At 37.0% G+C, this 15,441-nt stretch carries 18 protein-coding genes and 2 riboswitches; of the genes, 1 reads left to right on the top strand and 17 read right to left on the bottom strand.

Translation table 11 applies throughout. The annotated features are described in order from the left end of the window. Positions 1-6: 6 nt before the first annotated feature. The 15 genes from J2Z40_RS01815 to desA form a co-directional block, all read right to left on the bottom strand. A complete protein-coding gene (locus tag J2Z40_RS01815; RefSeq protein WP_066394261.1) occupies positions 7-918 on the bottom strand; it encodes a hypothetical protein in 912 nt (303 codons plus the stop codon). Positions 919-1,209: 291 nt separating this feature from the next. Beyond that, on the bottom strand, positions 1,210-1,590 hold the full coding sequence (locus tag J2Z40_RS01810; protein ID WP_066394263.1) for a rhodanese-like domain-containing protein: 381 nt from the start codon (positions 1,588-1,590) through the stop codon (positions 1,210-1,212). A gap of 22 nt (positions 1,591-1,612) precedes the next feature. After that, a complete protein-coding gene (locus tag J2Z40_RS01805) occupies positions 1,613-2,458 on the bottom strand; it encodes a 2OG-Fe(II) oxygenase (RefSeq protein ID WP_066394265.1) in 846 nt (281 codons plus the stop codon). A gap of 161 nt (positions 2,459-2,619) precedes the next feature. Further along, on the bottom strand, positions 2,620-3,240 hold the full coding sequence (gene thiE / locus J2Z40_RS01800) for a thiamine phosphate synthase (RefSeq protein ID WP_066394268.1): 621 nt from the start codon (positions 3,238-3,240) through the stop codon (positions 2,620-2,622). Further along, positions 3,237-4,040, bottom strand: coding sequence for a hydroxyethylthiazole kinase (gene thiM, locus J2Z40_RS01795; protein WP_066394271.1), 804 nt, complete (start codon positions 4,038-4,040; stop codon positions 3,237-3,239). Before thiM ends, thiE begins: the two co-directional genes overlap by 4 nt. Before the next feature lie 21 nt (positions 4,041-4,061). After that, entirely contained in the window at positions 4,062-4,868 is an 807-nt protein-coding gene (thiD, locus tag J2Z40_RS01790; protein ID WP_066394273.1) for a bifunctional hydroxymethylpyrimidine kinase/phosphomethylpyrimidine kinase, read from the bottom strand. Then, positions 4,837-5,358 (bottom strand): energy coupling factor transporter S component ThiW, encoded by a 522-nt coding sequence (gene thiW / locus J2Z40_RS01785; protein ID WP_066394274.1) that lies wholly within the window; start codon positions 5,356-5,358, stop codon positions 4,837-4,839. Before thiW ends, thiD begins: the two co-directional genes overlap by 32 nt. Before the next feature lie 29 nt (positions 5,359-5,387). Beyond that, positions 5,388-6,383, bottom strand: a complete 996-nt coding sequence (locus tag J2Z40_RS01780) for an ABC transporter substrate-binding protein (RefSeq protein ID WP_066394275.1) — start codon at positions 6,381-6,383, stop codon at positions 5,388-5,390. Positions 6,384-6,410: 27 nt separating this feature from the next. Next, positions 6,411-7,175 (bottom strand): ABC transporter permease, encoded by a 765-nt coding sequence (locus tag J2Z40_RS01775; protein ID WP_066394276.1) that lies wholly within the window; start codon positions 7,173-7,175, stop codon positions 6,411-6,413. Continuing rightward, complete coding sequence (locus J2Z40_RS01770) at positions 7,162-7,908, bottom strand: ABC transporter ATP-binding protein (RefSeq protein ID WP_066394278.1); 747 nt, start codon at positions 7,906-7,908, stop codon at positions 7,162-7,164. Before J2Z40_RS01770 ends, J2Z40_RS01775 begins: the two co-directional genes overlap by 14 nt. A 16-nt stretch (positions 7,909-7,924) precedes the next feature. Continuing rightward, positions 7,925-8,614: a thiaminase II gene (gene tenA / locus J2Z40_RS01765; protein ID WP_066394279.1), complete on the bottom strand. Its 690-nt coding sequence runs from the start codon at positions 8,612-8,614 to the stop codon at positions 7,925-7,927. Between the two features lie 94 nt (positions 8,615-8,708). Continuing rightward, a riboswitch (TPP riboswitch) is annotated at positions 8,709-8,798 on the bottom strand. 79 nt (positions 8,799-8,877) lie between these two features. Continuing rightward, a riboswitch (TPP riboswitch) is annotated at positions 8,878-8,984 on the bottom strand. Positions 8,985-9,050: 66 nt separating this feature from the next. Continuing rightward, positions 9,051-10,142: a branched-chain amino acid aminotransferase gene (locus tag J2Z40_RS01760; RefSeq protein WP_066394281.1), complete on the bottom strand. Its 1,092-nt coding sequence runs from the start codon at positions 10,140-10,142 to the stop codon at positions 9,051-9,053. Positions 10,143-10,550: 408 nt separating this feature from the next. Next, positions 10,551-11,150: a response regulator transcription factor gene (locus J2Z40_RS01755; protein ID WP_066394283.1), complete on the bottom strand. Its 600-nt coding sequence runs from the start codon at positions 11,148-11,150 to the stop codon at positions 10,551-10,553. After that, entirely contained in the window at positions 11,147-12,283 is a 1,137-nt protein-coding gene (locus J2Z40_RS01750; RefSeq protein ID WP_157087819.1) for a sensor histidine kinase, read from the bottom strand. Before J2Z40_RS01750 ends, J2Z40_RS01755 begins: the two co-directional genes overlap by 4 nt. Before the next feature lie 66 nt (positions 12,284-12,349). Continuing rightward, entirely contained in the window at positions 12,350-13,384 is a 1,035-nt protein-coding gene (desA, locus tag J2Z40_RS01745; RefSeq protein ID WP_066394286.1) for a Delta(5) desaturase DesA, read from the bottom strand. A 134-nt stretch (positions 13,385-13,518) separates the two neighbouring features. Here desA and J2Z40_RS01740 point away from each other — a divergent pair, with 134 nt between their 5' ends. Beyond that, positions 13,519-13,878, top strand: a complete 360-nt coding sequence (locus tag J2Z40_RS01740) for an acetate and sugar kinases/Hsc70/actin family protein (RefSeq protein WP_066394289.1) — start codon at positions 13,519-13,521, stop codon at positions 13,876-13,878. Positions 13,879-13,912: 34 nt separating this feature from the next. On the opposite strand, the gene J2Z40_RS01735 is transcribed toward J2Z40_RS01740, so the two are convergent. Beyond that, positions 13,913-14,830 carry a DUF1002 domain-containing protein gene (locus J2Z40_RS01735; RefSeq protein WP_066394290.1) on the bottom strand — a complete coding sequence of 306 codons (918 nt, stop codon included), beginning with the start codon at positions 14,828-14,830 and terminating at the stop codon, positions 13,913-13,915. Between the two features lie 17 nt (positions 14,831-14,847). Next, on the bottom strand, positions 14,848-15,420 hold the full coding sequence (locus J2Z40_RS01730; protein ID WP_066394292.1) for a hypothetical protein: 573 nt from the start codon (positions 15,418-15,420) through the stop codon (positions 14,848-14,850). Positions 15,421-15,441: the final 21 nt, after the last annotated feature.

Below are 15,441 nucleotides of genomic sequence, written 5' to 3'. Positions count from 1 at the left end.
ACCTATTTAATAAGACTTGTAATCTTCAATCAAATCTTTAATATCATCTGCATCATGTCTCGTTTTCAAATCAAAATACATCACTGCATATCCAACAGTGAGAAACATTGTGGTCAATATCGTTGCAAAATTCACAATAATTGATTGCAGCACACTATTGCCTAAAACGAGTCCGAAAGTAAGTTCAATAGCCCCACTAATCGTTGCAATAATAATATAAAAAATAATGTATAGCCCCATCAAGAGCCATGTGCGCTTCCCAGTGAGTCTCCAACTTCTTGTAAACCCTGGTGAATCTTTTTCAATTACGACAGAACAAAAATAAAAACTCCAACGTGTTAGTAAATAACCTACAACTACTGCAAAGCCTAAGAAAAATATAATGGCCATAATAATTCCGAAAGCAGGATGAATCACTGCACCGAATATACCTGTTAAGCTAACGATAACGATCGGTACAAGTACGATCCCAAAAACAATTAGACCAAATAAAATGGAGCTTCCTAAGATCGGCCAAAAGCGTGAAAATGCTTCTTTAATGACAGAGCTTACTGTATATTCCTCATTTTTCCGGATATGATCGATTGCAAATATAACTGCAGCTTCAGCGATAGGAAATAAAATAATGCCTATTAATCCTGTTAGAATGACACCTAGTTCAATTCCAACTGATGATTCTAGCGGGATCACTGTTTCATCAAAGCTTGTAATAATTTGCTCAAGCCACATATCTCCATTGCCTAACTCTCTAAAAAAACTCGTGCCAGAAAAAAGCTGAATGATTGCTTGCAGGAGGTAGACTGGCCCCATTAATATAAGCATAATTAAGAAAAAATCAGAAAATCGATTTTTACTTAAACTGAACGTATGATCCAATATTTCTCCAAATGTCTTTGGTTTACTAAATTTTGTATCCAAAAAATATAATCCCCCTTTATCAAATAAATGCCATATCGGCTATTTTACCATTTTTCCGAAAAGGATTGTGTAAAATCTTGTAAATTATAGAAAATGCAGATGAACATCATTCGATAAAAAAATAAGCGGCCTAGTCTGGGCCGCTTATTTTCCCTCATTGTCTAGAAAATTATAAAATCGCACGTTGTATATTAAATGTGAATAGTTTTTTCTACGTCCAGCTTCAGCGCCTATCGCCTATCAAACTTCAGTTCTCCTCCCTACGATAAGTCAACATCGGTTCGCTTACACTCACCGTGTTTCCTTTATCTCAGTTGGAGACCTTCCAGTTTGTACGGCGATGTTCAAGGCGCTTCCGCTTTTGTTCTTATTTGCTTTCCATGCAGTCATTCCACCTTCTAGCAATGTTACATTATATTCTTTACTAGTGAGAATTTCTGCACATTTCCTTGCTGAATTTCCAGTTGTACAAGTGATGATCAGTTCTTTATTTTTCGGTAATGACTGAATAGCTTCAGATTCATTTCCACTTAAAATATGAGTTTTTTCAATATTGATACTTCCAGCGATATGTTCATTTAAATATTTTTCTTCTGCTCGTACATCAAGGATAATCACATCATTATTTTCGAGCATTCTCATTTCTAATTCAGCAGGTGTGATCATTTTCATAAGTATTCTCCTTCCAATGTCCTTATTGATAAATCATTTCTTGGCGAATCCATTTTGTTGATACCCATTTCTCTCCCTCTTGAACAGGAATACTGCTATGTAAAGACAAACGATCGACTTGTCCATGATTATTTCCATAATGGAAATATACAGCAGTCCCTTTTTTGGGAACAATCGATAAACCAACTTTTGAAAAAATAGTTTCCCCACCAGCCTCGACATCATTTAAGTAGATGAGGAAGGTTGCTACTCTTTGTCCTCCTTTTGTCATATCAATTTGATTGGTAGGAAAATAATCAAAATGAGCTTTGTATTCTTCTCCGATGTCATAATTCAGAACTTGTAATCCTTCCCCATTTTCAATTGGATGATCCGTTATTTCCATAATTCTTCTTTCAATTGTAGTGATGAGATTTGTTTCGTTTAATCGATAATAAGCACCTTTGCTTGTTCTGCCAGGAACTGATTTTTTGTCTCCTGTTACTGGATCGATAATTTCAGATGGCTGCAATCGATCCTTTGATAACTGGATGAGCTGGTCACATTCGTCTGTACTTAGTACATTATCAAGATATGTAATGTATGGTTTGTCCATTTTCAATAATACTTTTATTTCACGATCGCTTGTTTTTATGATATTTCCCTTTTTAGCAATAGCCGTTGATTCATACATATATGGGCTTTGATTACTGTTAACGGTTTGGATGGACTGATTTGTAACGATGCGTAAAATGATTGAGTAGGCAAAAGCTTGATCAAATCCTTTTTTGACCATTGCGGCGACAATAGATTCAGGATTAACACCGCTTTTTAATGTTTGGATGATCCAATCTCTCAGTTCATTTGAAATGCGGGTAATCTTTTCCATGATCAATTCTCCTTATCGGTTAAAATGAATAGTAACTACAATTATAGAACTTTTTAAGATTTTCTGAAACCATTAATAAATCAAACTAGAAAAATCGAAAAAGGTCAACTAAATGACAGTTGACCTCAGCATACGATTGAACCCATTATTTATTAATTTAGTTAACGAATAGTCCATTCCTTTTGATAAGCCATTGCTGCATCATAAGGGTCTTTTGCTTTCATAATTCCAGATACAATTGCGACCCCAGCAATGCCCGCCCTGCGAAGTGCAGGTAAATGCTTAAGCGTTATTCCCCCTATCGCAATAGCTGGTATTGTAACAGCATTCGTAATTCTCTCAAGCATTCCTTCTGGCAGAACTTCTGCATCTTTTTTTGAATGAGTCGGAAATACTGCGCCTACCCCGATATAATCAGCGCCATTATCCTCCGCCTCTTTTGCCTCTTCTATAGTTGAAACGGACACTCCAACTAGCATCGAAGCAGGAACGATGTTTCTAACTGCAGCAACAGGAAGATCGCTCTGTCCGACATGAACGCCATCTGCTTCAATCGCTATAGCAACATCTATACGATCATTAATAATTAACGGAACTTCATACTGGTTCAGTAAAGCCTTTACACGCATTGCCTTTTGGAAAAAGTTTTTCCCAGAAGTGCTTTTTTCCCTAAGTTGGACGATTGTTACGCCACCTTTAACCGCTTCTTCAATCGTTTGAAGGAGTTGTTCTAATGGTATACTCTCTTCGGTAACCAAATACAAAGTATAGTTTGGTTTCATAGTAAATGCACTTCCTCTACCCATATTTGTTCATTCATAAAGAAGATTTCATCCATTAATTTTACCCGGTATGTTCCAATTCCGTCATTTTCATGAAGTGCCTTTTTTGCACGTTCCCCTGCCAGGCTCATAACCGACATCCCTGCAACTGCGGCTGTGAACCAATCATCCGTAATCCCTGCAAAGCTTGCAATTAAAGATGCAGTCATACAACCTGTTCCTGTGATTCGAGTTAGCCATATATCACCATTATCGATTTGGACAATCTCGTTCCCATTTGAAATCGTATCCAATTCTCCACTTATAACTATAATCGCGTGCAGTTTGATTGCAGCCTGGTGAGCTAGATCCTTGGATGAGACGGAAAGATCGCCTGAATCTACACCCCTTGTTCTTGACTCTCCACCGATTAATGCAAATACTTCGGAAGCATTTCCTCTTACAATCGATACACTCACATGTTCTAAAAAATCCCTCGCACGATTCGTTCGAAATGGAGTAGCTCCGACACCAACAGGATCAAAAATCACTGGTATCCCTTTTCTATTTGCGGCTTGGCCAGCAAGAACCATTGCAGCATATGTTTCATCATCAATCGTACCAAAATTAATGACGAGTGCATTCGCTAGCTTCACCATATCTTCGACTTCTTCAATGCTTGTTGCCATCACAGGTGATCCTCCAATAGCAAGTGTCACATTTGCACAATCATTAATCGTTACCTGATTTGTTATATGGTGGATTAATGGGTTTTGTTCTCTTATTTTTATGAACAGATCCTTGATTAGTTGTTTTTCCATTCGCTTCTCCCTCCTGGCTTTTTACTTTATTACTAGATTAGCCTTGTTATAAAGCTCATAGAAATGATTGGTCGGTCCGTGGCCATTGCCCAAATTCAAACTATGTGTAATGGCTACTGTGATATATTTTTTCGCTTCTTGAACGGATTCAATTAGAGAAGCACCCTTTGCTAAATTTGCAGCAATGGCTGATGAAAGTGTGCAGCCTGTTCCATGTGTGTTTTTTGTCTGAATCCGGGTTCCCTGTAACCAAGTGAAAGTTTTCCCGTCGAACAATAAATCATTTGGATCTCCCTGTAAATGTCCTCCCTTCAGAAGAACAGCATGAGCACCAAGCGCATGAATGGCAAGACAAGCTTCCATCATATCCTCACCTGAATGAATTGGCGCCTTTATAAGTACTTCTGCTTCAGGTATATTCGGAGTGATTAACGTAGCAATAGGAATTATTTTTTCTTTTAATGCCGAAACTGCCTCAAGTTGTAATAGATGATGCCCCCCTTTAGAGACCATAACAGGATCAACAACAACAAACTTCGGTTGATATTTTTGTAAGGAATTAGCAACGATCTCAGCCGTTTCAGCAGATGATAACATACCAATTTTCACAGCATCCACTCGAATATCATCAAACACTGCCTCGATTTGATCCTTTATGATTGATAGCTCAATATCTTGAACGGAGCGAACCTCTTGTGTGTTTTGGGCTGTCACTGCTGTTATAACCGACATTCCGTATACTCCTTGTGCAGAGAACGCTTTCAAATCTGCCTGTATCCCAGCACCGCCACCAGAATCAGAGCCCGCGATTGTAAGTGCTGTTTTCATCTAACATCCCTCCAATTGCTTTATTTCGAATTAATACTTTAAGTAAGCCATAGCCCATAAGTGCCCCTGTAAAGGAACTGATCATAAATGCTGGGATAAAACCAAACAGTGTTGCTTCCTGTCCTAATAGCAGGATCGAAATTGGGTAAGTAGCCATTGCGCCAAGAATCCCTGTTCCAATAACTTCACCGAGTGCAGCAAAGGTAAGTTTCTTCGTTTTTGTATAAAGAATAGCTGCCAAAAACGCACCGATCACGCTCCCTGGATAAGCGAATATACTTCCAGTCCCGAGCATGTTTCTTAATGTTGAGGAAATAACCGCTTGAAACACTGCATACCACGGACCTAGAAGCACAGCTGATAAAACGTTTGCAAAATGCTGAATCGGGAAAATCTTAGCAAACCCGACTGGAATATAGATGAGACTGCTTGATACTGTTGTGATAGCAGCGATAAGTGCCGTTAATGTCAGTTTTTTTGTTTTGTCCATTAAAAAAACCCTCCTTATATCCCATTCATTTATTTTGAAATGATATTGATGAATGCATCTTTTGGATTTATCTTCTCTTTCAATACCTTCGATTCATAAAGCCAAGTAGCTACTTCATTCCAAACATCTTCCTCTTGATATCCAAACGGGATATTAGACTCTTTCATCAGGGGCAATAGTACTTGTAAACTTTCTGTTTCTACATCCTTATCCAGGGGAAAGCTATCAATCTCATGATCTAGTAATATTTTAAGACTAGCCTTAGGATCTTTATTAACATCTTCCTGAGCCTTTGTTAACGCTCGCCAAAATTTTTCTAATGATGTTTTTTTCTCCGCTAATGTTTTTTCTCCCGTAATTACGACAAGCTCATAATTATCTGGTACACCAAAGTCAGTTAATTTAAGAGTGTCCATATCAAATCCATCTTTCTGTAAAAGAACAAGTTCGTGATTAATATAGGCACCTGTTAGCGCATCCACATGATCGGTAGCAAGTGATGACATTAAGTCCCAGCCTACATCCGTTAATTTCACTTTACTCATATCTCCACCATCATTTTTCACCATCGTAGAAACAACTGCTTCATTGACAGATGCTGATGGATAACCGATATTTTTCCCTTCTAAATCTTTTGGTGAATCGATTCCGCTTTCTTTTTTAAACATAATCGCATCAAGCGAATGTCTGACAAGTGCTGCAATTGAGACAACAGGTATTCCTTCCGCTCTTGATACGAGTAGCTGTGTTTGATAGCTGATGGCCAAGTCAACCTTTCCTGTAGCAGCAAGCTTTAGCGGATCATTCGTATCGGCAGGCATTTCAATATGGACGTTCAGCCCTTCATCAGTAAAATACCCTCTCTCCTTTGCAACATAAATAGCTGAATGTACAGCATTTGGATACCAATCCAACATAATGCTAATATCTTCTAGTTTCTTGTCTGCATTGTTTTTTGTTGTGTTTTCTGTACAAGCAGTAAGAAACATTGTCACTAATAATACGATAAACCAAATTCTTTTCATTCAATTCCAACTCCAGTTATTTGTTATTCAATATTTTTTCCAAAATAATGCTTTTTTTTCAATTGCTGATATGAATGCAAATAATAGAATGCCAACGATCGTCAAGATGGTGATAGCAGCAAAGACCCCTTCTGCATTTAAATTTCCAGACATTCTACGACTGTAATACCCCAGCCCTTCACTAGCACCGAGCCATTCTCCAATCGTTGCTCCCACTAATGCATAGACGGTTGCAAGCTTTAATCCCGAAAAGAATGAAGGCAAAGCCATCGGTATGTTCAGCTTAATAAACGTATGCCATCGCGTTGCACCCATTGATCGAAGTAGCTCGATATAATCTTTATCACCAGACTTCAGTCCATCATATGCCCCTACAACAATGGGGAAAAATGAGATGAACACAGTCACAGCAACCTTGCTCCAGATCGTATAACCGAACCAAAGAACAAAAATGGGTGATAGTGCAATGATCGGCATCATTTGTGAAACTAGGACCGCAGGATATACTATTTTCTCCATCGTTTTTGAAAAAAACATCCAAACGGCAAGGAGTATACCACCGATAACTGAAATTAAAAATCCGATGGAAAACTCTAGCATCGTTGCACTTAAGTGTTCAAATATTAACGGTTTCCAATTCTCGATAATCATCGCAATGACGCTTGTCGGTGCAGGAATAATAAATGCAGGAATCATCTCTTTTTTGACGAGCCATTCAATAAGGAAGAATAGTATACTCGCAAAAAGGATAAATAGACTATAAGTCCGTACCCATCTCTTAATCTGTTTCATTTGTAATCCTATTCTCCAATTCGCATCGCATTTTAACCAATTCGATAGAGTGAAATAGTTTAGGCATTCGTGGACGTGGCAAATCGACCTTGATTTCTTCAATTATTTTGTTTGGCTGGAGGAGGAGAATTCTGTCACTCAGAAAACAGGCCTCCTCTAAATCATGTGTGATAAATACGATTGTTTTATTAAGCTCTTGCCATAATGATAGTAGCCAGGCTTGCATTTCCTTCTTTGTTAAAGCGTCGAGAGCACCGAATGGCTCATCAAGCAATAGCAGATCTTTGTCTGTCAACAGTGCGCGGAGAAAAGCAGCACGCTGCCTCATGCCGCCAGACAATTGATTTGGAAAGGCATTCTCATACTCTTTTAAGCCGACTCGAGTAAGCCATTTTCTGGCTTCTTCTCTTGTAATCTTTAATTCCTTTTGGAACTCTGAAGCAATCATGATATTATCTATGATTGAACGCCATGGGAGCAGTAAATCTCGCTGAGGCATATAGCCGACATCCCCAAGTGAAACGCACTTTCCATTCACCAAAATTTCGCCCTCATCTTGTTTCAGAAGTCCAGTTATCAACTTCAAAATCGTACTTTTCCCTGTACCGCTCTTTCCGATTAAGGAGACGAACTCCCCTTGATTTACTTGCATAGTTAAATGTGAGATTACTTTGTTGTTCTCGTTTCCTTTATTCGAAAATGAGTAGGAAACATTTTTTAATACGAGTGTCATCTCTTCACCTACTACTTTAAATAGGCCAATCTTGTTTGTAATAGTTCATATCCCAGAATAAGTATTCGTATTTTGATGTCATTTGGAAATGTTCTTCAAGTATGGCAAGTTCGCGTTCAGGTTTCCCTTCCGCTAACTCATCCATTAGCTCGATCAGCCATTTTGCCCCTTCTGCAAATGTATCGGAATCATATGTATCAATCCATTTTGCATATCGATTTGTTGCGAGCTGATCACCATATTGTTTTCTTAATAATTTTCCAATCTCCCAGTAGTCCCATGCACAAGGTAAGAGACATGCAACAACTTCAGCTAAACTTCCATTTTGAGCGATATTTAACATATAACGTGTATAGGCTAGATTAACAGGAGTTGGCTTAGTTGCCTCTAATTCCTCACGAGTAATGCTGAATTCGGCAGCGAACTGGCGATGAAGCTCCATTTCGAAATTTAATGTTTCATGAAGAATGCGGGCAAATTTCCCCATCGTATGAAGGTCATGTGCTTTTTGAACACCTACCGCAAATAGTTTTGCATAGTCGATTAAATAGACATAATCCTGTTTCATGTAATGAATGAATTTTTCCTCATCTAATTGCCCTTTCCCAAGCTCTTGTACAAAGGGGTGATGATGATTCTTCACCCAAATCGGCTGAACATTTTCGAACAGTCTTTCGGTAAATTTTTTTGTTTTTATCGTTTTCATTTTATTGACTCCTTCGCTATTTTTTTCATGTAAGCAAAAAGAAAACCGCTCTCCGAATATGGAAAGCGGTTCAATCATTACGCATAATTTATCGTAATCATCTTACCTACTTCCCTACGCTAGTATGATCTAGATCAGGTTCAAAGGGTTACTTCTCAGCCATAAGGCGCCCCTAGTAGAAATGGCTATTAAATTAGTATTTACGTATAAAAAACCCCCACTCGTCTAGACATAAGAGTGGGGGTTGATGAGTGCAATTCATGTTCAACCATTTGCCACTTCCCTACGCCAGTGTGAACTAGATCAGGTTCAAAGGGTTTAGAACGGCCGTTCTTTCTCAGTCTTTTTCAAGACACCCCTAGTGTTAACTATTTGAATTCAATACATAGCATATCATGAATATTGAATATTGCAAGTAATTTCTAACTGATTCTTATTAATTATTTACGACTTCACTTGCCACTTCTATACGCCAGCCAAATGGATCTTCGAGTGTTCCTGTTTGAATTCCTGTTATTGTTTCATATAATTTCCTTGAAAGTGGTCCAGTTTCGCCATTATTAATGCTAAGTTTTTCACCTTTCCAGAATAACTCACCTATTGGAGAGATGACAGCAGCTGTTCCTGTTCCAAAAGCTTCTTCTAAATGGCCATCTTTATGAGCTTGATCTATTTCCTCCATTGAAATTTTCTTTTCTACAAGCGGGAGATTCCAATAGTTAAGCAATTGAATGATTGAATCACGAGTCACGCCATCTAAAATACTGCCATTAAGAGCAGGTGTAATGACTTCTCCTTTTATTTTAAAGAAGACATTCATACTGCCGACTTCTTCTATATATTTTTTCTCTTTTCCATCAAGCCATAAAACTTGTGAATACCCATCTACATTGGCCATTTCTTGTGCTTTTAAACTGCCTGCATAGTTTCCTGCTGTTTTAGCATTCCCTGTGCCACCTTGTACAGCACGAACATATTCTTGCTCTACAGAAATTTTCACTGGATTTATGCCTTCTTTATAATAAGCTCCAACAGGGGATAAAATGATCATAAATCGATAAGAGTTTGATGGCGCGACTCCTATGTATGGTTCTGTTGAAATAATAAAAGGTCGGATATATAGTGAGGTTCCTTCACTTGTTGGAATCCAATCCTTCTCAACAATAAGCAATTGCTTTAATGCATGTAATGCAAAAGCTTCATCTATTTTTGGAATGCATAATCTTTCATTTGAGCGGTTAAGTCTTGCCATGTTTTTACTAGGTCTGAATAACAGAATTTGTTGTTCTTTTGATAAATATGCCTTTAACCCTTCAAACACTGTTTGACCATAGTGAAAAATCATCGCTGCGGGATCTAAAGTGACAGGTTGATAAGGAACAATCCTTGGATCATACCAACCCTCTTCAGAGGAATAGTCCATAATAAACATATGATCGGTAAAGTTTCTTCCAAACTGAAGTTGATCAAATGCAGGCTTTTGCTTTCTTTCTGTGTTTAGATGCATGTCAATTTGATAGTCTCTCATCCTACTTCTTCTCCCTGTCTGTTTATAATGTTGTTGTGATTAGAAAACTTCATATGTCTATCACTTTTAAGCTGTACTTAGTAAAAGTGATAGATATATTTTTACAATTATCCTCCAACTCATTAGATTTGTCGAGTGTATTTTTAAAAATTCAAAAAATAAAAAGATCCATTTTACAAGAATAAGATTTTTATCAAATATGTAAATACACTTGATTGAATTAGTCAGTTGATCGGTGGGAGACTTGTACTCAGATGTATGAGACAGCCGAGACTTAAGCGAGAGAGTATATAGCACCCACGTAACGGGAGAAACCCGAAGCGGAAATCAGCTTATAAAAAATAAACAACAATATTTGCGTACATAAACAGCCAAATAAAAGATCAGCTAATCAAAAAAAAGGACAGTTTACTTAAACCATCCCTTTTCTTTCGATTGCGTAATTGCTTCAATTCGGTTTTTCACTTCAAGCTTATCAAGGATTTGTGAAATGTAGTTTCTAACAGTGCCTGTTTTAATTTTTAACTCATCAGCAATTTCTTTTGTGTTTTTCCCATCAGCAACAAGTCCGAGTACAGCTTTTTCTCGTTCAGTCAGTGGATTTTCTTCACTGTATACATCGTCCATTAATTCAGGTGCATAGATTCTTCTCCCACTCATTACCATTCGAATAGAGCTTGCTAACTCCTCACTTGGGCTATCCTTGAGTAAGTATCCGCGTACACCCGCTTGTAACGCACGTTGAAAATAACCAGAGCGAGCAAAGGTTGTTAAAATAATCACTTTGCATTCTAAACCCTTCAGCTCTTCAGCTGCTTCAAGTCCACTTTTTTCTGGCATTTCTATATCCATAATACAAATATCTGGATGATGTTTTCTTACAAGAGTAACAGCCTCTTTTCCATTATTCGCCTTACCAATCACTTCCATATCTTCCTCAAGATTAAGCAGGGATCCCAATGCACCTAGCATCATGCGCTGGTCTTCAGCAATGACAATTCGTATCATTCTTGCTCCTCCTTCACCACTTGTTTTACGACATTAGGCACTTTCATCATAATGATTGTTCCATTTTCCGTCTTTACTTCTAAACTGCCATTTACAAAATCAAGTCTTTCTTTTATTCCTAACAATCCACTGCCTTTAGAAAAATAATATTCATCCGAAAATCCAATCCCGTTGTCTTTGACTTGGATACATAATTCATTTTTTGTCTGTTCAAAACTAATTTGGCATTCGGTCGCATGACTATGTTTGACGACATTCGTTATGGCTTCCTTCATACACATGCTTAGAAGATTCTCTAGAAAGATGGATATATTTAATTGTTTTAGGTCATTTTCAACAATAAGTGAAATTTCTGCAGCTTGAAGAATTTGTTTCACACGAATGAGTTCTTCTTCCAAACGGATTCCTCGCATTTGTGAGACCATTTTCCGGACTTCATTTAAAGCCATTCGAGCTGTTTGCTGAACATCCTTCATTTCACTTTTTGATTGCTCTGGATCTTTATATACGAGTCTTCTTGCAAGGTCACTTTTCAGGCCGATTAATGAAAGCTTTTGCCCTAATGTATCATGAAGATCCCTTGCAATTCGCTGACGTTCTTCCTGCTTTACAAGCTCAGCAATTCGCTGATTCGCGACTTCCAACTGCTCTTCCAGCTTTTCTTGCTTCTTTTTATTATAAAGATTAAATGGTAGTAGGATCACACTTATTCCTATAATAATTACAAATGGCAATTGCTTCAAAAACATCGGTGCGCCAAGCACTAAATTATAATTAATTGATGCGATTGTAAATACAAGGTGAATAACATACAGTGTAAGAAAAGCCATCCTGTTTTTAATATTCCCGTTGTAATAGGCGATATAGAAAGCAAAATAAACAAATTGAAAGAGAATCGTCATTGCAGTTGAAATGGCGATGAGAATCCCTGTCCACAAGTATACTGGCCATTTTTTCGAAAGAAATGCTAATCGATAGGAAATAAAAAAGATAATTGTTAGTAAAATACCAATAACCACTTCAATTGTAGAGGATGATTGGAAGATAAAGTAAAATGGCAAAATAGCAAATACACTCCAAATATATGGAGAGATACCGCCACTCTTGAGTGTAGTAAAATATTTTTTAATCATATAGTTACCCTCTTTAATTTCAATAAAATAGGCGAAGCCCAGTATTAAGGCATCACCCATATTGTACTACTTTAATCTTGAAGCAAGCTCATTTTTTTTCACATTATGCAGATATTTCGAAATTTCCTTATATGTGACAAACTTCTTGTCTTTTTCATCCCAAAGATGAAATTTAAGAGATTGCAAACTAGTCCTCAATGTAATTGTTGGTACATTTTGTAAAACATCCGTATTTTTATGTGCCTCTTCAAGCTTATAATTTGGCACACGTGGGCTTAGGTGGTGGACATGATGATAGCCAATATTTCCTGTTAGCCATTGTAATAATTTGGGGAGCTTATAGAATGAGCTTCCTTCTACGGCAGCCTTAACGTATTCCCATTCTGCATCCTCTTCGAAATAAGAATCTTCAAACGTATGTTGTACATAAAAAAGCCAGATTCCTGCAGCACCCGAGATTAGAAAAATCGGAAGTTGAACAGCTAGAAATGCCTGCCAACCAATTGCCCAGCAAAGAACACCGTAAAGAGCAATGATGGAAACATTTGTTAAATACGTATTCAAACGCTCCTTCGTACGAGCACCTTTTCGATTAAAGCGATTTTTAATTAAGAAAACGTAAATTGGTCCAAGGATAAACATGACAAATGGATTTCTGTATATTCGATACGCAATTTTTTTCCAGAATGATGCAGCCAAGTATTCATCAACGGTAAGCATCCAAATATCACCGACTCCACGCTTATCTAAATTGCTGCTCGTAGCGTGATGAACGGAGTGATCATGCTGCCATTGGCTGTATGGAAAAATGGTCATAATTCCAGTGATCGTTCCAATAATTTTATTTGCGCGCCGATTTTTAATGAAGGAATGGTGGCAGCAATCGTGAAAAATAATAAAAATACGTACTAAGAAGCCTGCTGCGACAATTGAAAAAAGGAGTGTTAGAATATAGGAAACGGATAAACTTTTATAAGCCAAAAACCATAAGACAATAAATGGCAAAATTGTATTAATAAGCTGCCACACACTGGCTTTAGTATTTGATTGTTCAAAAGGAGCCATTTGCTTTTTTAATTGAAGTTGTTTTTGTTTGGTCATAATAATAATATCCTCCCACAATTTTAATAATAATATTACAGTAGTGGTTATAGGACTTTAAGACATACATGTCATGACCAATACATGATAAGTGTCATGGTTTATGGAAATTTTATTGATATGAGGGGATTTTAATGAATAATTTATTTGACAAATTGAAGCATAAAGCGAAGGTTACGATTAATCAAACGGCAGCAAAAATTAAGGAACGTGCGTATTCTTATGCAGGAGTTTCCTCAGCAACCGTACTGGAAATTGCTGATTTTATCCAAAAGCATTCAGATACAAAGGTAGGAAAGAAACATCTACTTGGCTTCTCATTCTCTTTCTATCAATTGAGTCTAGAAGGCGTTTCCTATTATTTAGAAATGAAAGGCACTTATATTTTGCAAGTAGACGTACAAGCTCCTAATGAAACGATTGTACAATATCGTTCCTATCGTGATAAATATAGCTTACAAACGCCTATTCGGTTTCCAAAGGAAGGAAAATAGTAAAAAGCAGGGGGAGCTCCCCTGCTTTGATTAACTATGAAAAGAGATTTTTTATTCCATCGATTAAACTCTTAAAGAAATCTGCAATCGTTTGTAGGAATCCTTTGTCCCCGATCGCTTCGTCAATGCGATTTTTAATATCTTTTGACAGATCTTCAAGTTGTGATTTGACATTATCGAAATTAATATTAAGGCTGCGCATTTTTTCAAAAAGATCTATAAGAAGTTGTCGATCTTCTGGACTTAATTGAATTTCAAGCGTTTTTAATTGATCATTAATAATTTTCTCAATGTCCTCTTTCGTAGCAGGGTTTTTAGCTGCAATTTCCTTCTTAATTTCTGTTAGAAGCTCTGTAATTACATCATTATTTAATCCTTCTTTTTGAGCGAGCTGAGTTGCAAGATTTAATTCTTCATTGGCAACTTCTGTATGTTCTGTATTCAATTCATTGCCTTCACCTGCATCATAGGCTTTATAGATTCCAACGAGAGCAGAATGACCACTAACCTTTACAGGAGAAGCAACATCCACGACTGCATCGTTAATCCCAGCAGTCAAAAGTGCATTTGCATACATCTCATCTGAAACAGCAGTTATATTTTCAGGTGTTACTTGGTTGATGTGAAGTCCCTTCCCTTTATCTTTTAGGGTGATTTTTGCGGAAGAATACATATTGGAATGTCTGTTCCCTTTTATGTATTTTTCTAAGTCATCTCCAGTGATCGTAATCTCTTCAACCATGCTTGGATCCTTGACGCCAAGTAGTTTTCGGGTTTCTTCTTTTTGTGCAGGTGTCAATGCAGAGCCATAAACAACAATAGGTAATCCAAATTTCTCATCAATACTGTCTTCAGCTTTCTCCCCATTTGAAGCTAAGGCTTGTGTTGCTAGATTAATAGTAAGTAAACATACAATTGCAGCAACGATCCATTTCATCGATTTTTTGATCATTTTTTTCATCCCCTTTATTATGCCTCTACTGACTCGATTAGTTTAAAAAGGAATTGGTAAACAAGAGTCATTGTTTCAGCAAGTGTTAACTCATCAGTAAATCCTTCTATATTATTTAGGGCAAAGTTAAAATCCCATAACCCATCTGTCTGATTAAACATTAAACTTACTTTACGCTCTCCTACTAATTCATTCTCTAAAAATGTTTTTATTACCGATTCATACTTTTTTTGTAGTTTCAGCCCTAGTATAGCTTCGTATGTGCCAAATACATCATCTACCTCAAGACATATTGATTCTATCTGGATCATGTGAAACCAATCTGACTCCATATAGATAAATTCATTTATATGTTGTTTCAAATAGTTAATTGGCTGATTTAAGAAAGCCGCCTGTTCCTCAGCAAGAAATTCTTCCGTTTCTTTATCACTACGTTCAATGTAAGCATTCATAAATCGATTGCCTGGATTTAATAATGAAATTGAATGATTGTTTTCAATTATCCCATGTTTTATTGCATAATCAATTTCTTCTTTATAGGATTCACTTACTTCTTCTGCAAAATATTTACTTATATTCGTTTTTAACATATTCGTCCACTTCCTTTAATT

It is taken from the genome of Cytobacillus eiseniae (assembly GCF_017874625.1).
In the GTDB taxonomy this organism is placed as follows: domain Bacteria; phylum Bacillota; class Bacilli; order Bacillales; family Cytobacillaceae; genus Cytobacillus; species Cytobacillus eiseniae.
Note: the sequence above shows the minus strand (reverse complement) of the source record. Positions and strands in the feature narration are given on the sequence as shown.

Coding starts and splice junctions, on each gene's coding strand:
- J2Z40_RS01775 (WP_066394276.1), bottom strand. CDS start 7,175: ATGAAACAGATTAAGAGATGGGTACGGACTTATAGTCTATTTATCCTT.
- tenA (WP_066394279.1), bottom strand. CDS start 8,614: ATGAAAACGATAAAAACAAAAAAATTTACCGAAAGACTGTTCGAAAAT.
- J2Z40_RS01770 (WP_066394278.1), bottom strand. CDS start 7,908: ATGACACTCGTATTAAAAAATGTTTCCTACTCATTTTCGAATAAAGGA.
- J2Z40_RS01730 (WP_066394292.1), bottom strand. CDS start 15,420: ATGTTAAAAACGAATATAAGTAAATATTTTGCAGAAGAAGTAAGTGAA.
- J2Z40_RS01740 (WP_066394289.1), top strand. CDS start 13,519: ATGAATAATTTATTTGACAAATTGAAGCATAAAGCGAAGGTTACGATT.
- J2Z40_RS01760 (WP_066394281.1), bottom strand. CDS start 10,142: ATGAGAGACTATCAAATTGACATGCATCTAAACACAGAAAGAAAGCAA.
- thiE (WP_066394268.1), bottom strand. CDS start 3,240: ATGAAACCAAACTATACTTTGTATTTGGTTACCGAAGAGAGTATACCA.
- desA (WP_066394286.1), bottom strand. CDS start 13,384: ATGACCAAACAAAAACAACTTCAATTAAAAAAGCAAATGGCTCCTTTT.
- J2Z40_RS01755 (WP_066394283.1), bottom strand. CDS start 11,150: ATGATACGAATTGTCATTGCTGAAGACCAGCGCATGATGCTAGGTGCA.
- J2Z40_RS01780 (WP_066394275.1), bottom strand. CDS start 6,383: ATGAAAAGAATTTGGTTTATCGTATTATTAGTGACAATGTTTCTTACT.
- J2Z40_RS01735 (WP_066394290.1), bottom strand. CDS start 14,830: ATGATCAAAAAATCGATGAAATGGATCGTTGCTGCAATTGTATGTTTA.
- J2Z40_RS01810 (WP_066394263.1), bottom strand. CDS start 1,590: ATGAAAATGATCACACCTGCTGAATTAGAAATGAGAATGCTCGAAAAT.
- thiM (WP_066394271.1), bottom strand. CDS start 4,040: ATGGAAAAACAACTAATCAAGGATCTGTTCATAAAAATAAGAGAACAA.
- thiW (WP_066394274.1), bottom strand. CDS start 5,358: ATGGACAAAACAAAAAAACTGACATTAACGGCACTTATCGCTGCTATC.
- J2Z40_RS01750 (WP_157087819.1), bottom strand. CDS start 12,283: ATGATTAAAAAATATTTTACTACACTCAAGAGTGGCGGTATCTCTCCA.
- J2Z40_RS01805 (WP_066394265.1), bottom strand. CDS start 2,458: ATGGAAAAGATTACCCGCATTTCAAATGAACTGAGAGATTGGATCATC.
- thiD (WP_066394273.1), bottom strand. CDS start 4,868: ATGAAAACAGCACTTACAATCGCGGGCTCTGATTCTGGTGGCGGTGCT.